General features: G+C 38.2%; 16 protein-coding genes. 4 read left to right on the plus strand and 12 right to left on the minus strand.

What is annotated here, in order from left to right; genetic code table 11:
- Position 1: 1 nt before the first annotated feature.
- The 9 genes from SDEL_RS00265 to purB all read right to left on the minus strand — a co-directional run bounded on the left by SDEL_RS00265 (position 2) and on the right by purB (position 10,136).
- On the minus strand, positions 2-661 hold the full coding sequence (locus SDEL_RS00265; protein ID WP_012855851.1) for a protein-L-isoaspartate(D-aspartate) O-methyltransferase: 660 nt from the start codon (positions 659-661) through the stop codon (positions 2-4).
- Positions 639-1,394 carry a carbon-nitrogen hydrolase family protein gene (locus tag SDEL_RS00270; RefSeq protein WP_041666199.1) on the minus strand — a complete coding sequence of 252 codons (756 nt, stop codon included), beginning with the start codon at positions 1,392-1,394 and terminating at the stop codon, positions 639-641. Before SDEL_RS00270 ends, SDEL_RS00265 begins: the two co-directional genes overlap by 23 nt.
- Positions 1,384-2,406, minus strand: coding sequence for a ribonucleotide-diphosphate reductase subunit beta (locus SDEL_RS00275; RefSeq protein WP_012855853.1), 1,023 nt, complete (start codon positions 2,404-2,406; stop codon positions 1,384-1,386). The genes SDEL_RS00270 and SDEL_RS00275 overlap by 11 nt, the downstream gene beginning before the upstream one ends.
- A gap of 127 nt (positions 2,407-2,533) precedes the next feature.
- Complete coding sequence (locus tag SDEL_RS00280) at positions 2,534-3,238, minus strand: anaerobic ribonucleoside-triphosphate reductase activating protein (protein ID WP_425352951.1); 705 nt, start codon at positions 3,236-3,238, stop codon at positions 2,534-2,536.
- Positions 3,204-3,368 (minus strand): anaerobic ribonucleoside-triphosphate reductase, encoded by a 165-nt coding sequence (gene nrdD / locus SDEL_RS12305; protein WP_012855855.1) that lies wholly within the window; start codon positions 3,366-3,368, stop codon positions 3,204-3,206. The genes SDEL_RS00280 and nrdD overlap by 35 nt, the downstream gene beginning before the upstream one ends.
- A complete protein-coding gene (locus tag SDEL_RS00290) occupies positions 3,365-5,470 on the minus strand; it encodes a ribonucleoside triphosphate reductase (RefSeq protein WP_012855856.1) in 2,106 nt (701 codons plus the stop codon). The genes nrdD and SDEL_RS00290 overlap by 4 nt, the downstream gene beginning before the upstream one ends.
- Before the next feature lie 208 nt (positions 5,471-5,678).
- Positions 5,679-6,380 carry an aspartate/glutamate racemase family protein gene (locus SDEL_RS00295; RefSeq protein WP_012855857.1) on the minus strand — a complete coding sequence of 234 codons (702 nt, stop codon included), beginning with the start codon at positions 6,378-6,380 and terminating at the stop codon, positions 5,679-5,681.
- Between the two features lie 61 nt (positions 6,381-6,441).
- Positions 6,442-8,808, minus strand: a complete 2,367-nt coding sequence (locus SDEL_RS00300; RefSeq protein ID WP_012855858.1) for a ribonucleoside-diphosphate reductase subunit alpha — start codon at positions 8,806-8,808, stop codon at positions 6,442-6,444.
- Positions 8,808-10,136 (minus strand): adenylosuccinate lyase, encoded by a 1,329-nt coding sequence (gene purB, locus SDEL_RS00305; RefSeq protein ID WP_012855859.1) that lies wholly within the window; start codon positions 10,134-10,136, stop codon positions 8,808-8,810. The genes SDEL_RS00300 and purB overlap by 1 nt, the downstream gene beginning before the upstream one ends.
- A 117-nt stretch (positions 10,137-10,253) precedes the next feature.
- Between purB and SDEL_RS00310 the strand changes: the two genes are divergently transcribed.
- Entirely contained in the window at positions 10,254-11,162 is a 909-nt protein-coding gene (locus SDEL_RS00310) for an RluA family pseudouridine synthase (protein ID WP_012855860.1), read from the plus strand.
- Position 11,163: 1 nt separating this feature from the next.
- Complete coding sequence (locus SDEL_RS00315) at positions 11,164-11,778, plus strand: fumarylacetoacetate hydrolase family protein (protein ID WP_012855861.1); 615 nt, start codon at positions 11,164-11,166, stop codon at positions 11,776-11,778.
- Between the two features lie 121 nt (positions 11,779-11,899).
- On the opposite strand, the gene rlmN is transcribed toward SDEL_RS00315, so the two are convergent.
- From rlmN to hisF, 3 genes are read right to left on the minus strand one after another with little or no spacing between them, the layout of a single operon-like run.
- Positions 11,900-12,976, minus strand: coding sequence for a dual-specificity RNA methyltransferase RlmN (gene rlmN / locus SDEL_RS00320; protein ID WP_012855863.1), 1,077 nt, complete (start codon positions 12,974-12,976; stop codon positions 11,900-11,902).
- Positions 12,977-12,982: 6 nt separating this feature from the next.
- A complete protein-coding gene (locus SDEL_RS00325) occupies positions 12,983-13,531 on the minus strand; it encodes a phosphorylase family protein (RefSeq protein ID WP_012855864.1) in 549 nt (182 codons plus the stop codon).
- A complete protein-coding gene (hisF, locus tag SDEL_RS00330) occupies positions 13,528-14,286 on the minus strand; it encodes an imidazole glycerol phosphate synthase subunit HisF (RefSeq protein ID WP_012855865.1) in 759 nt (252 codons plus the stop codon). The genes SDEL_RS00325 and hisF overlap by 4 nt, the downstream gene beginning before the upstream one ends.
- 149 nt (positions 14,287-14,435) lie before the next feature.
- Between hisF and rsmA the strand changes: the two genes are divergently transcribed.
- Together rsmA and SDEL_RS00340 are read left to right on the plus strand one after the other, a co-directional pair.
- Positions 14,436-15,281 carry a 16S rRNA (adenine(1518)-N(6)/adenine(1519)-N(6))-dimethyltransferase RsmA gene (gene rsmA, locus SDEL_RS00335; protein WP_012855866.1) on the plus strand — a complete coding sequence of 282 codons (846 nt, stop codon included), beginning with the start codon at positions 14,436-14,438 and terminating at the stop codon, positions 15,279-15,281.
- On the plus strand, positions 15,247-17,241 hold the full coding sequence (locus tag SDEL_RS00340; RefSeq protein WP_012855867.1) for a ribonuclease J: 1,995 nt from the start codon (positions 15,247-15,249) through the stop codon (positions 17,239-17,241). The genes rsmA and SDEL_RS00340 overlap by 35 nt, the downstream gene beginning before the upstream one ends.
- The last annotated feature ends 5 nt before the right edge of the window (positions 17,242-17,246 follow it).

Below are 17,246 nucleotides of genomic sequence, written 5' to 3' on the forward strand. Positions count from 1 at the left end.
CTTAAAACTCCCGTCCGTTAATTACAGGAACAAAAAGGCACTCTTCTAAAGGTTTAGAGATGAGACCTTCTTCTGTTTTTGTAAAGCGTGTAATAATCTGCTTTTGCCCTTTTTCAATAGGGGCGACTAAAATGCCTCCTATTTTGAGCTGTTCAAAAAGTTTAGCAGGAATATGTGGCGTTGAGGCTGAAAAAAGGATTCTATCGTAGGGAGCAAACTCTCTCCAACCATTCTGTCCATCATCAAAACGGGTATGAATGTTGGTAACACCTAAGGCTTTAAAGCGCTCTTTTGCCTCTTTTAAGAGTCTATCAATCCGCTCAATCGTAAACACACGACGAATGAGTTTACTTAAAATCAGTGCTTGATAACCACTTCCACATCCAATCTCCAAAACGCTATCTGCTCCTTTACATGTAAGTGCTTCTGTCATCTTAGCAACAGTAAGTGGGGAGCTAATCCATTGATTCGCAACTAATGGTAAAGCATCAAGTTTATAGGCGTGTAAACTCATGCCTTGTGGAACAAAAAGTTCACGTTCGCTTTGGCAAAAAGCATCATAGACATCACTACTGAGTGGAATTAATTTGGTAATTTCATCCGCCATCTTTTTATTTTTTTGAAAGCGTATTTTTTCTTTAAAATGAGCCGATTGAGGCATTCGTATCTAATCCTACATTAAGATATCGTCGCATTTTTTTGATGGTTTGAGTATCAAATCTCTGCATTAAAAGGCTTTTTCTATCATCGCTAAGGCTCTCACCAAAAGGAGAGATAATCGCACTGTTTTTTGCCATGGTTTCATCAGCGCTATTGGCACATACGACATAAGCTTGATTCGCAATAGCTAAGGCTTTGACAAGAATATTCAGATGTGCTTTACGCTCTTTTCCCCAATAAGCAGGAACAAGAATAATATCTGCTCCTTTAATCTGTTCCCATAAAGAAGGGAAGCGAAGTTCAAAGCAAATAAGTACAGCAATTTTTATTCCATTGAGGGAAATTAGCTCGATAGTCTCAGGCATTCCTGCTTGAAAATAGTGCTCTTCCTTACCCAGCGGAAAGAGTTTAACTTTGGAACGGGTATAGATGAGGGTGCCTTGATGAAAGAGTTTGAAGTTATTGACATAGTGTTCTTCTATTTTTTCAACAAGCGTGAGTCCTATGGTTTTACATGTAGAAAGTTCTGCTAAATAAGGCAGAATCGTGGCAGAAAAGTTTGCGGCAGCATCAAGATTGTCATAGGCGTAGGCACTTAAACAAAGCTCTGGTGCCAAAACGATACTTGTTTTAGGTGTTTGTAGGATGAGCTCTTTTAAGGTATCAAAATTTTCTTTAAAGGGGCGCCCTTCGTAGGCAAATTGTAGGGCGCAGAGCATGGGATTAGAAGTCATCAAAAGAGAGGCTTCCCTTACTGTAATTAGAGACATTACCTTCAAAAAAGTTTGTTTTTTGGTCATTAAATTTTGAAAAATCATCGACCCATTTAATTGGATGTGAGGCATTGTAGAGTTTATCGAATCCCACAGCGGTTAAACGGTCATCCACGAGATAGTGAATATATGTCTCTATAATATCATCGGTGAAGCCCATAATTTGATTTTGGGTAATGTATTTTCCCCACTCAATTTCCAAATCACCTGCTTTTTGGAACATCTCATAGACTTTGGCTTTAAGCGCATCGGTAAAGAGGTCTGGGCGCTCTTTCTTGGTGGTATTAATCATGTTTTGGAAGAGGAGCAAATGGGTGATTTCATCTCTTTGAATAAAACGAATCATTTGTGCACTCCCTAGCATTCTACCTGTACGTGCGAGGGCGTAAATAGCCGTAAATCCTGAGTAAAAATAAATTCCTTCTAAGATTTGGTTCGCAAACATTGCTAAAACCAGTTTTTCTTCAGTCACGTCCCCTGCAAGTTCTTCATAGACGCTGGAGATGTAGTCATTTTTACGACGCAAGACTTCATCGTGTTTTTCCATTTCATAAATCAAGTCGGTGTTATCACACATGGCTTCAACCATAACGGCATAGGATTTTGAATGGTTTGCCTCTTCATAGGCTTGACGTGAGAGACACGCATTAATTTCAGGCGCAGTGATATAGGGGTTAATATTGTCGGCTAGGTTATTGGTCTGAAAGCTGTCCATGCTAATGAGTTGAGACCATACAAGGTCATACATGCGTTTTTCTGCATCAGTAAGGTTTTTGTTGTAGTCAATGACATCTTTGGTGGTATCTACCTCTTTAGGAAACCAGGTATTGCCCTCCATCATATCCCACAGTTTAAGTGCCCATGTGTATTTGGCTTTAGTAAAGTTTAAAATTCCATGGGGATTCCCACCAAAGACTTTACGATCATTTAGGCTTTCATCAGAGTTTGGATTATAGATTTTTTTGCGGTCCACGACTGTTTCCTTGTATCATTTTTTGTTTTAAAATGGATTCTGCCAATGGCGTTGGCAAGCTTGAGTGCCATAGCGGCAAGTGCAGTCAAAAGAGCTCTGCTGGTTTGACGTGTGAGAAATTATTGTATCAAAAATTTCTTAATTCTATGGGGAGTAAAGGGGTTAGTTTGCTCATTTCAAACTGATTTTGTTGCTCTTTTGTAACGCCTAGAGTTTCGTTTACATGTAAATATTTTTGGAGATAATAGATTCCTTGATACCCTTTTACATGTAAATCTTCAATAATGGCATTGATGTCATTTTCACTCAATAAATCACTGTGCAGAGTAGTTCGTGCTTCAAAAGGAAAATGGCTTTGAATCAGGTAGTGCAAACTCTCTTCAAAAACCTCAAAATGTGGATGGTGCGTAATGCGAGTATAGTGCTTTTTGGGCGCCTTATAATCGAGGGCAATGTAATCAACTAAAGTTCTCTCAATGAGACGTTTGAGTAATGCAGGGTTGGTGCCATTTGTATCAATTTTAATTTTATATCCGAGTCGCTTAATCGCTTCACAAAAGCTTTCAAGATGAGGATAAAGTGTACACTCACCACCGCTTAATACAACACCTTCTAAGCGGTCTTTACGACTTTCTAGAAATTCGAGTGCCGAGGCAAGGCTGATTTCACCCTTGCCTCGTACAATTTGAGGATTGTAGCAATAAGGACATGCCATATTGCACTTTGCAAACCAAAAAATAGACGCTAGATGATCGGGAAAATCAAGCGTTGTAAATTTGGTAATGCTGTGGATTGCCTTATCGGCAAGAACATTTTTCAACAAATTGGACACGCTCTTTGTGTTCACCTGTTTTACCTACGTTAAAACTTTCCACTGGTCTGTGGTATCCCATAACACGGGTGTAAACGATACATTTTGTACGTTTCTCTTTTAACTGTTCCAAAATCTCTGCTTGACTCATGAGGCTTCTCCTTTTTTAAATTGTTCAATCAATTCTTCATCGCATTTAGGGCAAAATTCGTGCTCACCACTGATGTAGCCATGTTTTTCACAGACTGAAAACACAGGTGTGATCGTAAGGTATGGCATACGATAGTTCGTGATGACATTTTTGACTAACTTTTTGCACGCTTCAAATGAGCTAATTCGCTCTTTCATATAAAGATGCAGTACCGTTCCTCCTGTGTAAGAACATTGGAGGTCATCTTGTAAATCTAAGGCTTCAAAAGGGTCATCTGTAAAATTAGCAGGTAGTTGTGAAGAGTTGGTATAATAGACATTCTTGCCCGAACCTGCTTGAATAATCTCAGGATAACGCTTGTTATCTTCTTTTGCAAAACGATACGTCGTTCCCTCCGCTGGTGTTGCTTCAAGATTATAAAGGTTACCTGTCTCTTCTTGATACGCGACCATTTTATTGCGCATAAATTCTAAGATTTCATGAGCAAATTCCATTCCATATTCATCCGCAATATTATGTTTATCATCGGTAAAATTACGAATCATCTCATTGATTCCGTTAACCCCAATGGTTGAAAAATGGCTGTTAAATCCAGGTAGGTAACGTGCGGTGTAAGGATAAAGTCCACGGTTGTACATCTCTTGTACAAATACACGTTTCTTCTCTAACGTCGACTTTGCTAAATCCATGAGGTATTCAAATTGTTCCATCAATTCTTTTTTATTACCTTTGTATAAATACCCAAGGCGTGCCATATTGAGTGTCACAACACCAATACTTCCCGTCATTTCAGCACTTCCAAAAAGTCCACCACCACGTTTTAAAAGCTCTCTTAGATCAAGCTGTAAACGACAACACATGCTTCTAACATGTCCTGGTTTATAGGCTTTTGGATTCTCCACCAATTTCCCCTCGGCATCTCTCACATATTGGCTTCCAATAAAGTTTTGAAAATAAGAGGAGCCAATTTTTGCAGTGTTTTCAAACAATAAATCGGTATTTTCTCCATCCCAATCAAAATCTTCAGTAATGTTAACCGTAGGAATTGGGAATGTAAAAGGTTGCCCCGTTTTATCACCCTCGGTCATCACTTCATAGTAAGCTTTGTTGATAAGATTCATCTCTGGTTGAAAGTGTTTGTATGTCATTGCTTCAAGTGAATGAATACCTCGTTTTTGTGCTTCTTCTAAAAGCTCCGCATCGTTGATGCCTTTAAAAAGATGGCGTTGACTTGATGTTGGAATCTGGTCAGCCAAGTCGTTAGGAACCGTCCAATCAATCGTAATATTGGTAAAAGGACTTTGTCCCCAGCGTGCAGGAACGTTAAGATTATAAATAAAACTTCGAATGGCCTTTTTAATCTCTTTGTAGGAGATTTTATCTTTAAAAACGTAAGGTGCTAGGTAGGTATCAAATGAGCTAAACGCTTGAGCTCCCGCCCATTCACTTTGTAAAATACCTAAAAAGTTTGCCATCTGACCAAGGGCTTCACGAAAGTGTTGGGGAGGACGACTCTCTACACGACCACGAACGCCATTAAAGCCTTCATCTAAAAGGACACGCAAACTCCATCCGGCACAATAAGCAGTTAAACAGTCCAAATCGTGAATATGGTAATCCCCATTTCGGTGTGCCAACCCCTCTTCTTTGGAGTAAATTTTATCGAGCCAGTAGTTAGCGATGACTTTTCCTGCCGTATTGTTCACTAAACCTGCATTGGAGTAGCCTGTGTTTGAGTTAGCTTTAATTCTCCAGTCGCTTTTACCGATGTACTCTTCAATGGTTTGAGTCGAATTGATATAGGTGGTATCTTCACTGAGTCCATAAATGTGCTCTCGTTGCATTTTGTGCGTGTGACGATAGAGAATAAAAGAGCGCATAACATCAAAATATCGAGCTTTATAAAGTTCTTGTTCAATCATATCTTGAAAGTCTTCAACGGCTGCAACACGTTTCTTTTCGATACGTTTTAGAATCTCTGTGTAGATACTTTCGTCGTACATCACCCCTTCACTTTTGAAAGCTTTTTTAATTGCATCTTCAATTTTGTAAGGTTGAAATTCTTCTGTTGTGCCATCGCGTTTAAGTACTTTGGTTAGCATGATTATCCTAGATTTAAAAGTAAACTTGATTATAGTCAGACTAAAATTTAAAGAAACTTAATAATTAAGGTGAAACGAATATGTCACAGCTCTAAAATGGAGCATTTTTTTAAAAATTTATTAATTGATTTAACAGCCATTTTTTCAATTATTAAATCAATTTTTTCTTATAAAATATAAAAGTATTAAACTAATTTTTATATTTTATTTATTTTTCGCTTAATACGTATTTTAGTGCCTCTTTTACATGTAAAAGAGTTGTATCAAACAGCGGTAAATGAGAGCTTTCTTGATTGAGTAAAAGACCAATTTCGGTGCATCCTAAAATGACAGAATCAATTTCATCGTTTTGACGTTTTAGCGCATGAATAATTTCAATAAAAGAGTCTCTTGAAGCCGTTTCTATTTTACCGATACACAGCTCATCAAAGATAATGCGATTGATGGTTTCAATAGCGTTTTTATCTGGGATGATAATCTCAATGGAGTGTTGATTTAAAATGTCTGTATAAAACGTTTCTTGCATGGTAAATTTTGTGCCCAATAAGATACTTTTTTTCGCACCATTTTCATTTAGCGCATGGGCTGTTGCTTCTGCGATATGCAAAAAAGGGGTTTGAATGAAGGGTGTTACAAGAGGTAAAATTTTATGCATCGTATTGGTGCAAAGGAGTATTATATCGACACCTGCACGTTCAAGTGAAATAGCAGCTTCTTTAATAATCTGAGCTGTTTCTTCCCATTTTCCCTCTTTTTGAAACTGAGCAATAGGTGCAAAATCAACTGAGTATAAGACAACTTTAGCGCTATGAAGCCCACCTAAACGCTCTTTTATACCTTCATTGAGCAGTGTGTAATAACTGAGTGTTGATTCCCAACTCATGCCACCAATGAGTCCGATCGTTTTCATGTTTGCCCTTTACATGTAAAGAATCACACCATACTTTTTAAGGTATGGTGTGTGTGAATAGTTATTGACATCCCTCACATTCAATGCTACGATCAATCGCTTCAAGTTTGTTTTCAGGCGATTGTGAACGGAGATAATAGGTCGATTTAATACCTAGTTTCCACGCAAGCATGTAAATATCATTGAGGTATTTACCACTGGCTTTATCGAGTGTGATGAAAATATTAAGGCTCTGTCCTTGATCGATCCATTTTTGACGAATGGCGCCTGCTTTGACTAAAATTCTTTGGTCGAGTTCATACGCAGGTGTGTAAAATGTCCATGTATTTGGATTGAGATTTGGTGCAACCACAGGAATCATTCCTGAGAGATTTTCTTCAAACCATTTGCGTTTATAAACAGGCTCAATGGTTTGGGTCGTTCCTACTAAAATGGAGATGGAACTTGTCGGTGCAATCGCCATCAGATAGCCATTACGCATACCATTATTTTTCACTTTTTCTCTTAAACTTTCCCAGTCATACATGTAACCAAAAAGCCCGCCCCTATCAACCAGTTTTTTTGCTTCTTCATTGGCTGTGTCAATAGGAAAAATGCCTTTACTCCACTTTGAACCACTAAATTCTGGGTAAACCCCTTTTTCAATGGCAAGATTTGAGGAGGCTAAAATGGCGTTGTAACTAATTGCTTCCATCACTTCATCAATTTTGCTAAAGTGCTCATAGCTTCCCCACTCAATCCCTTTTTCAGCGAGCATTTGCGCTTCGCCCATGACGCCTAGACCAACGGCACGGGATTTAAGGTTCGTGTGTTTGACTTTTGCATGAGGATAGAAGTTTAAGTCAATGACATTATCGAGCATTCGAATAGCAATCGGAAGGACTCGCTCTATATCTTCTTTGGTGTGAATTTTAGAGAGATTGACACTGGCAAGATTACACACAGCCGTTTTTCCCTCAATCATCTCTTTTTCAACAATAAAAATATCTTTGCCATCAATACTATCCAATGCCGTTATTTTTTTAGCCTCTTTGGTAATGCCACTGTCTACTTTGACCAAGTCTCTCTCTTCATAGGTGATGAATGTTTGATCGTTAAAAACAATTTTGATTTTGTAGTGATTAGGCTGTGTATTTTGAAAAATTTCGGTACACAAGTTAGAACTTCGAATAATGCCTGCATGGTCGTTTGGATTGACTTTATTGGCACTGTCTTTAAAGCACAAGAAAGGACTTCCACTCTCAAAATAGCTGGTTAATATCTTTTTCCACAACTCTTTAGCAAGAATATACTCTTTTGTTACGCTCTCATCATGCTCGTAGGCACTATAACGTCGCTCAAACTCTTCACCATAGACTTCACATAAATCAGGCGTTTGGGCTGGGTCAAAAAGTGTCCACATAGCATTACTCTCTACACGCTTCATAAAGAGATCATTAATCCAAAGCGCTGGGAAAAGCTCATGGGCTCTACGTCTCTCTTCTCCTGAATTTTTCTTCAAGTCCAAAAAGTCAGAGATGTCCATATGCCATGGCTCTAAATAAACAGCGATAGCCCCTTTGCGTGTGCCTAGTTGATCAACCGCAACGGCAATGTCATTGGTGATTTTAAGAAACGGTATAACGCCACCTGCGGCATTTTTATGCCCATCTATCATACCACCCATGGAACGAACTAAATTCCAATCCCAACCAATGCCTCCACCAAATTTACTTAAAAGTGACATCTCTTTATAGGAGTCAAAAATTCCTTCGATGTTATCGGGCGTACTTCCAATGTAGCAAGAGCTTAATTGATGACGTGTTGTCCTTGCATTAGAAAGTGTAGGTGTAGCTAGCATCACTTCAAATTTACTGATGACATCGTAAAATTTCTTTGCCCAATCTTGTGAGTTGAGTTCATTTTGTGCCAAGAACATCGAAATCGCCATAAACATATGTTGTGGCAACTCAATAGGCTTTCCCTCTTTGTTTTTAATCAAATAACGGTCATGAAGGGTTTTAATGCCAAGATAGTTAAATTGAAGGTCACGTTCAGGTTGAATGTAGGCTTCCAAATCTGCAAGGTCATACTTTTCTTTTAATCCTAAGGCAATGCGTCCCTCTTTTTCACATCGCTCAAAATACTCTTTAAAACTGCCATAACCTGTAAAGCCACTTACTTTATGGTAAAGGTCGTATAAAAAGAGTCGTGCGGCAACAAAGGTCCAGTTGGGTCGGTCAATGTCGATTTTATCAACCGCTGTTTTAATCAGCGTTTTTTGAATCTCTTCGGTAGTGATTTTATCGCGAAATTGAATTTTCGCATCAACTTCGAGTTCACTCTGAGAGACATTATCCAGCCCTTTAATGGCGGAGCTGGTATATTTTTGAATTTTTGAGATATCAAGTGGTTCTATGCGACCATTACGCTTTTGTACGGTAAGCATTATAGAAAGACCCTTCCAAATATTTTATCAATATTTTTAGTGTAATACATATAGTCAAAACACTCTCTAATTTCTTCTTCGCTAAGTTTGGCTCTTAAGTCCTCATCGCTTAAAAGGTTTTGAAGGTATAAGCTCTCTTTGTTTTCATTGAGGGCTGGTTTGCCTTGCTGTAAATCTGCCCAGACTTTCATGGCATTGCGTTGAACGATTTTATAAGCATCTTCACGAGAAACACCTTTAAGAGGAAGTTCAAGTAAAATGCGTTGAGAAAAGACAAGTCCACCTGTAAGGTTAAGATTTTTCATCATATTTTCTGGGTAGACCACAAGTTTTGAGATAACGCTGTTGAGTCTGTGTAACATGAAATCGGTGGTAATAAATCCATCGGGTAAGATAAAACGTTCAACAGAACTATGGCTGATGTCTCTCTCATGCCACAATGCCACATTCTCCATTGCTGGGATGGCGTAAGAGCGAATCATACGGCAGAGTCCTGTTATGTTTTCACTGAGGACGGGATTGCGTTTGTGAGGCATTGCAGAGCTTCCTTTTTGACCTTGCTCAAAAAACTCTTCGCACTCATACACTTCGGTGCGTTGGTAGTGACGAACGGCTACGGCAATCTTTTCACAACTTGAGGCCAAAAGCGCTAACGCATTCATCAAAGCAGCGTAGCGGTCTCGTTGAATGACTTGATTGGAAACGGGGGCTGGTTTGAGACCTAACTCTTCACAGACCAACTCTTCTAGTTCAATCGGAGAGTGTGCCATATTGCCCATGGCGCCACTGATTTGTCCTACGGAGATAACATCCATGACATTTTCAAGATTGGTCAAACTTCGTTTAATCTCTTCATACCAAATAGCAAGCACCAAACCAAAGGTAATAGGCTCTCCATGAATACCGTGGCTTCGTCCAACCATTAAGGTCATTTTGTGTTCCATGGCTCTTTTTTTCAAAGATTCCATAAGTATTTTGACATCATCAATGATTACATGTAAAGAGTCACGCATTTGAAGTGCAACGGCAGTATCAATACAATCTGAACTAGTCATACCATAGTGTACCCATCTGCTCTCTTCACCTAGACTATCCGCCACACTGGTTAAAAAAGCAATCACATCGTGACGAGTAACTTTTTCAATCTCATCAATACGTGCAATATCAAATTTTGCATTATTTACAATTTTTTCGCAATCGCTATCAGGAATCAATCCTAATTTATTCCATGCTTTCGTGGCGGCTTTCTCAACTTTGAGCCATGCATCGTATTTTGCCTCAATCGTCCAGTGCTTTTTCATCTCTTCTCTAGCGTAACGCTCTACCATAGTTTTTCCTTATCTGTTTGTGATTTTTCTGTGATAAAATACTGAGAGTTTATCCATAAAATCGTGTTTTATGCGATGGTAAATTTTAACAATTTCGGACTAAAAAAGGGTTGAATTTTGGCATATATTTTGAAAAACTTTTTTCTTGAAAAACCCACTCCTGCTTTTCGATTTCTTATGGATACATTTGGTATCAGTATGAAAGAAGCGCAAAAAATTATTGATAAGCGACGGGTCTTTGTTGAAGATGAACAGCTCATGCGCAAATCAACTTTGATTTCTGGAAAGATTGGTGTGGTTGTGTTTGAGGGAGATTCTAAAGGGTTGCGTCCTATTTTTGAAACAGAAGATTTTGCGGTGTTTGATAAACCTAGTGGCGTGATGATCCATCCAAGAAAGCGAAGCGATGGTTACACGCTTAATGATGAGATTAAATCGCTTTATGGTAAAGATGCCAATGCGGCGCATCGCATTGATAAAAGTACAAGTGGGTTGGTTTTGGTGGGAAAACATAAGCAATCAGAAATTGCGCTTAAAGAGATTTTTGCAACACGTAAAGTTCAAAAGAGTTATATCGCATTGGTGAAAGGGCATCTGAAAGAGGAACTTTTGATTGATGAAAAATTGAAGCGTGATGTGGAAACGAGTCAAATTCGTCTGAAAGTTCATGTGGATGAGAGAGGCAAACCGTCTCAAACCAAAGTGATTCCCCTGCACTATTTTGAAGATAAAGATGCGACACTGGTACAAGCTTTTCCCTATACCGGAAGACAACACCAAATTCGTGTTCATTTGTTCCACGTGAAACATCCCATTGTGGGTGATATGATTTATGGGGTAGAAGAAGAAGATGCTGAGCGTTATTTGGATGGAAGCATGAGTGCAGAAGAACAGTATGAAAAGACATTGAGTTCACGGCTTCTTTTACATGCTTATTCGCTCTCGTTTAATTTTAAAGGAGTTGATTATACGATAGAGTCAACCATAGATGTTAAAAATGAATTTTATGCATTAATGAAAGATTGAAATGAAAAAAGTTTTTTTTAATGAAGAGCGTGTCACTCCTACTAAAATAGTCTGTGTGGGACGTAATTATGTGGAGCATATTTATGAGCTAAAAAATGAAATGCCTACTTCAATGGTTTTATTTATAAAACCTAATTCTGCACTGAGTTTGGAACTGCTAACACTTCCACAAACACCTTTACATTATGAAGGAGAAATCTGCTTTATGATACGTCATGGTGTGATTGCAGGGGTAGGTTTTGGATTGGATTTAACTAACCGAGCTTTGCAAAGTGAGTTAAAAGTAAAAGGGCTTCCGTGGGAGCGTTCTAAAGCATTTGATGGTGCCGCTGTTATGAGTTCGTTTGTAGGTATAGAAACTTCTGATATTGCAAAACTCTCTATGCAACTCTGGTTAAATGGTGTGTTAGTTCAAGAAGGTGGTGTTGATGTGATGATCTATAAACCAGCGCAGATTCTTGATGAGATTGCGACCTTTTTAACGTTGATGGATAATGATATTATTATGTCTGGTACACCTAAAGGCGTTGGAAGTTATGAGCGTGGTGATAGATTTGTGGGGAAGATTTTTCGAGCTTCTGAAGAGATTATTTCACACGAATGGATAGCGCATTAATCTTTACATGTAAAAGAGATTTTACATGTAAAGATGCTAGTTTTCTTTTGTAAAAAGGACTTTGATAAGTCCCCCTACTCCAATAATAACAACAATGATTAAAAAACCAATTTGCGACCAATCAAGCAAGGTCATTTTTTTGTTCCTTATCTTTGAGCTGACCACACGCTGCGCTAATGTCCAAACCTTTTGACTGGCGAATGGTACAAAGCACACCATGATCCACAAGATACTGCTGAAACGCTATCATATCTTTGGTACTAGGGCGATCAAAATCACTTCCTGCATGAGGATTAAAATAGATAAGATTGACTTTGGCTTTTATGCCATGTAGAAGTTTTACTAGCTTTTTAGCGCTCTTTTGGTCGTCATTGACCCCCTTCATCACCAAGTACTCAAACATAACCCGTTTACGAGCGTCTATGGGGAATCCTCGAACGGCATTCATAATAGATTCAATATTGTAGGCTTTGTTAATAGGCATTAATTTTTGTCGTAAGTCATCATCCACGGCATGAAGTGAAATAGCAAGCAAAATACCTAAGTCCATTTTGCCTAGCTTTTCAATTTGTGAGCTTAACCCACTTGTAGAAATCGTTTGTCTGCGAGGAGAGATGGAGAGTCCATCAAGATCGCTAAAAATACGAACAGCTTTACTCACGTTAGTTAAATTATCCAGTGGTTCTCCCATGCCCATATAAACGATATTCACACGTCTATTTTCGGCAATAGCGTTATCTCTTTTGATCATTAAAACTTGTGTGGTTATCTCTCCCGCTGTCAGGTTTCGTTTAAAACCACTTTTGCCTGTTAAACAAAAAGCACACCCTATTTTACATCCCACTTGTGAAGAGATGCAAATCGTATAGCGTGCATGATGAACTAATTTTCCTTCTTCATCCACCTGTTCTTGCTTCATAGGCAGTAAGACGGCTTCAACGGTTTGATTATCTTTGAGTGCAAAAAGATATTTTTTACTGCCATCGCAACTCTCTTCAATCGTTACTATACGTAAAGGATCAAGATAATATGTTTCATTGAGTTGCTCTTTAAGTTCTTTGGGTAAATTTTTCATCTCATCAAAGGATGTGACATATTTTTGATAGAGCCATTGATAAATTTGTTTGGCTCTAAAAGCAGGTTTAATAACTTCAGATAACTCTTCTTTTGATAAGTCAAATATATTTTCTTTTTCCATAATACCTCAAATTTTCATATTTTTTTCTACATGTAATGTGATTAATTCTTTTGCTTTTGCGTGATTTTTTAGAAAATCATCGTGTGCATTTTCATTACAATAATTGGTAACAACAAACAAACCAGAACAGGGTAGATTGAAATGGTTTGCAACACTTAAGATAGAGAAAAACTCCATATTTTCAATGTCTCTATCATTTTCTAACATCTTTTTTGCTAACGCTTCGTTTGTTGTAATGTAATTGCTTGAATTGACATTGACCAAAGGATGAGTTGTTCCACGTGAAACATGGGGGATTTTTGCTTCTATTGTCGTTTGCAAAGGCGTATAACACGCATCTTGTAAAAAAGCCAATTCAATATTACTGGCATTGTGACTTAAGAGAATATCAAGAGGGGCAAATTTTCCATAACTTCCCGCCGTTCCTACAAAAAATAAAAAAGCAGGTTTTTCCTCTAAAATGTATTGTGTAAGCGTTATTGCACTTTCCACTAACCCTACGCCAACTGGTTTTGCAAAGTCAAATGTTTCATTTCGTCCAGCACATAGAATCATAATCTCACCGCAATTCCCTCAGCTTTGAGGTAGTGTTTTAAATCCATAATATCAATCTCTTTAAAGTGAAAAATGGAGGCAGCCAGTGCTGCATCAGCCCCATTAACAAAGGCTTCTTTAATATGTTCCATACTTCCCGCTCCACCACTCGCAATCACAGGGATATTAAGCATAGAACTCATTTGAGAGGTGAGCGGAATATCATATCCATTCTTCGCACCATCGCAATCCATAGAGGTTAAAAGAATCTCTCCAGCACCTCTCTGGGCAGCCTCTTTTGCCCAAGCCAAAGCATCTAATCCTGTATCAATACGTCCACCATTGACATAAACGTGCCACGAATCACCTGTGCGTTTTGCATCTATTGCAACGACAATACATTGAGAACCAAAACGTTTTGCCGCTTCGTTAATAAAATCAGGATTGGCAATAGCTGGAGAATTAATACTGACTTTATCACACCCTACATGTAAAAGTTTATAAATATCTTCTAAGGTTCGAATGCCTCCCCCAACGGTTAGAGGGATAAAAACTTCACGAGCTACCTTCTCAACAATATCAACAATCGTTCCCCTGCCCTCATGGCTTGCAGTGATGTCTAAAAATGTCAGTTCATCCGCACCTTCATCGTTGTAGCGTTTTGCAATTTCAACAGGATCTCCCGCATCTTTAAGTCCTACGAAATTAACGCCTTTGACAACACGTCCATTTTTCACATCTAAACAGGGGATAATACGTTTTGCAAAATGCTCCATCACGTCTCTTTTTTTAGTAGATTAGGTTAAAAAATGATAGCAAAAGAATTAAAAAAAACTTCTGAAAATCTTAAAGAGAAAACCATCTAACGATTTTATAAGTAAAGATTGAGTACAATCACTCAAACTTAGAAAATATAGGGTGCAAATTGATAGAAGCAAAAAAGAAATTTGGCCAAAATTTTTTAAAAGATACAACCGTTGTAAGTAAAATCATCCAATCGATGCCCCAGAATAACAGAAAACTGATTGAAATTGGGCCTGGATTAGGTGATTTGACGCAAGCGCTGTTAAGGGTAAAACCTGTAACGGCCTATGAAGTCGATGAGGACTTGTGCGTTTATTTGAGAAAAAAATATACGACGAAGCTAGCAGAAGGGCAGTTAATATTGGTGCAAACTGATGTTTTAAAGCAATTTGAAAAAGGATCGCTCTGTGAGGAGCCTTACGATTTGGTTGCTAATTTGCCCTACTACATTGCTACGACAATTATTTTGGAAGCTTTGGAAGACCAGAATTGCAAATCGATGATTGTAATGGTTCAAAAAGAGGTGGCAGAGAAATTTGCTGCACTTCCAAAAACAAAAGAGTTTACCTCTTTGGCGATTTTGGCACAAAGTATTGGGACGGCTACCATACTTTTTGATGTATCTCCAGAATCGTTTGAACCACAACCTAAAGTGGTGTCGTCTATTCTCAAAATTGACAAACAAACAGAGTTTGTCGATGGAAAATTTTCTGGTATTTTTGAAAATAATGAACAGTTGCAAAAATTTAAAAAGTATTTGCGATGTTCCTTTCAAAGTCCTAGAAAAACTTGGTTGAGAAATATCTCTTCTGAGTTTGATAAATCGTGTGTTTTACATGTAATGCACGAACAAAATCTTCCAGAAACGATTCGTCCTCACGAAATTGGCGTCTTGTCTCATCATCTACTATTTAAAACATTAAGGTTGAATGATGCAAGAAAACGAAGTGACACAACAACAGCATAACAGTAGTAACACTACTCCTGAAGAGAAGGCTCAGAATAAGCCACGACATAAACGCCCTTCAAATCCTGAAGAGCCTAAAAAGGATATCCGTCAAGGCGATACGTTAGACGTTACCCCAGAGAACGCTGAACAAGCTCCAAAAAAACGAAATAATCGAAGACGTAAAAATAATAATAAAACACCAACTGCTTCTATTGAGGGGAATGAAGTCTGGCAACGGGATATGAAAAAAGCCATTGAAGCCAATCAGAAAATGCATAAAGAACGCCTCAATAAAGCGCCTCTTGTTGAACAAAGTTCTAAAGGAAAAATCAAGATTACACCTTTAGGGGGATTGGGCGAAATTGGCGGAAATATTTGTGTTTTTGAAACTGAAAATTCTGCGATTGTCCTTGATGTAGGTATGAGTTTCCCGAGTGAAGATATGCATGGTGTTGATATTTTAGTGCCTGATTTTAGCTATTTGCGACAAATTAGGAAAAAAATAGCTGGAATTATTATTTCACATGCGCATGAAGATCATATTGGAGCGATTCCTTATTTGTTTAAAGAGATGCAATGTCCACTTTATGCGACGCCTCTACCTCTAGGAATGATTTCCAATAAATTTGATGAACATGGATTGAAAGGGCATAAAAAGTATTTTAGACCTGTTGAAAAACGAAAAGTGTATAAGATTGGTGAGTTTGAAGTCGAATGGATACATATTACGCACTCAATTATTGACGCATCTGCTTTAGCTATTACCACAGAGGCTGGAACGATTATGCACACGGGTGATTTCAAAATCGACCATACACCTATTGATGGGTATGTGACTGATTTAAATCGTTTTTCAGATTATGGTGAAAAAGGGGTTTTATGTTTAATGAGCGATAGTACCAACTCTTATAAAGAGGGGATTACTCGTTCAGAGAGCACGGTTGGAAAGACGTTTGACTCTATTTTTTCTAAAGCCAAAGGACGTGTCATTATGTCTACGTTCTCTTCAAACATCCACAGAGTCTATCAGGCGATAGATTATGGTTTGAAGTATGGAAGAAGGGTGTGTGTGATTGGGCGTTCTATGGAGCGTAACCTCTTTACCGCGATTGATTTAGGTTACATTCAACTCGATAAAAGTATTTTCATTGATCCGCATGAAGTCAATAAACACAACGATAAAGATGTCTTAATTGTGACCACAGGCAGTCAGGGCGAGACGATGAGTGCTCTGTATCGTATGGCAACGGATGAGCATCGCCATGTAAAAATCAAACCCACCGATCAGATTATTATCTCTGCAAAAGCGATTCCTGGTAATGAGGGAAGTGTTTCTAAAGTGTTGAACTTCTTACTCAAAAGTGGCGCAAATGTGGCATATCAGGATTTTAGTGAGATTCACGTAAGTGGTCATGCCGCTCAAGAAGAACAAAAGCTTATTTTACGATTGACTAAACCAAAATTTTTCCTTCCAGTGCATGGTGAGTACAATCACATTACAAAGCATAAAGAAACGGCAATGCAGTGTGGAATTCCTGAGCGAAATATCTATTTGATGAGCGATGGAGATCAAGTCGAAGTGTGTGGTAAATATTTGAAAAAAATTAAAACCATTAAAACAGGTAAGATTTTTATTGACAATCAAATCAATCAACAAATTGCGGATGATGTGGTCATTGACCGTCAAAAACTCGCTGATTCTGGCTTAGTGATGTTAGTGATTCAGTTAGATAAAAGTGAGCACAAACTGATCGCAAAACCAAAAATTATTAGTTATGGATTGGTTTCTGATAGGGAAGATAAAGCTTTTTCTGTTGAGATGGAAGGGGTAATTGATCAGTTTATTGTCAATGCTAAAGCTGAGTTACTAGAGAACTCACGTGCGTTAGAAAATGAACTTCGTCAAGTGGTGCGTAAACATATTTACCGCCAAATGAAAAAGTATCCAACCATCGTTCCTACCATTTTTATGATGTAGTGGAG

Source organism: Sulfurospirillum deleyianum DSM 6946, from assembly GCF_000024885.1.
In the GTDB taxonomy this organism is placed as follows: Bacteria; Campylobacterota; Campylobacteria; order Campylobacterales; family Sulfurospirillaceae; genus Sulfurospirillum; species Sulfurospirillum deleyianum.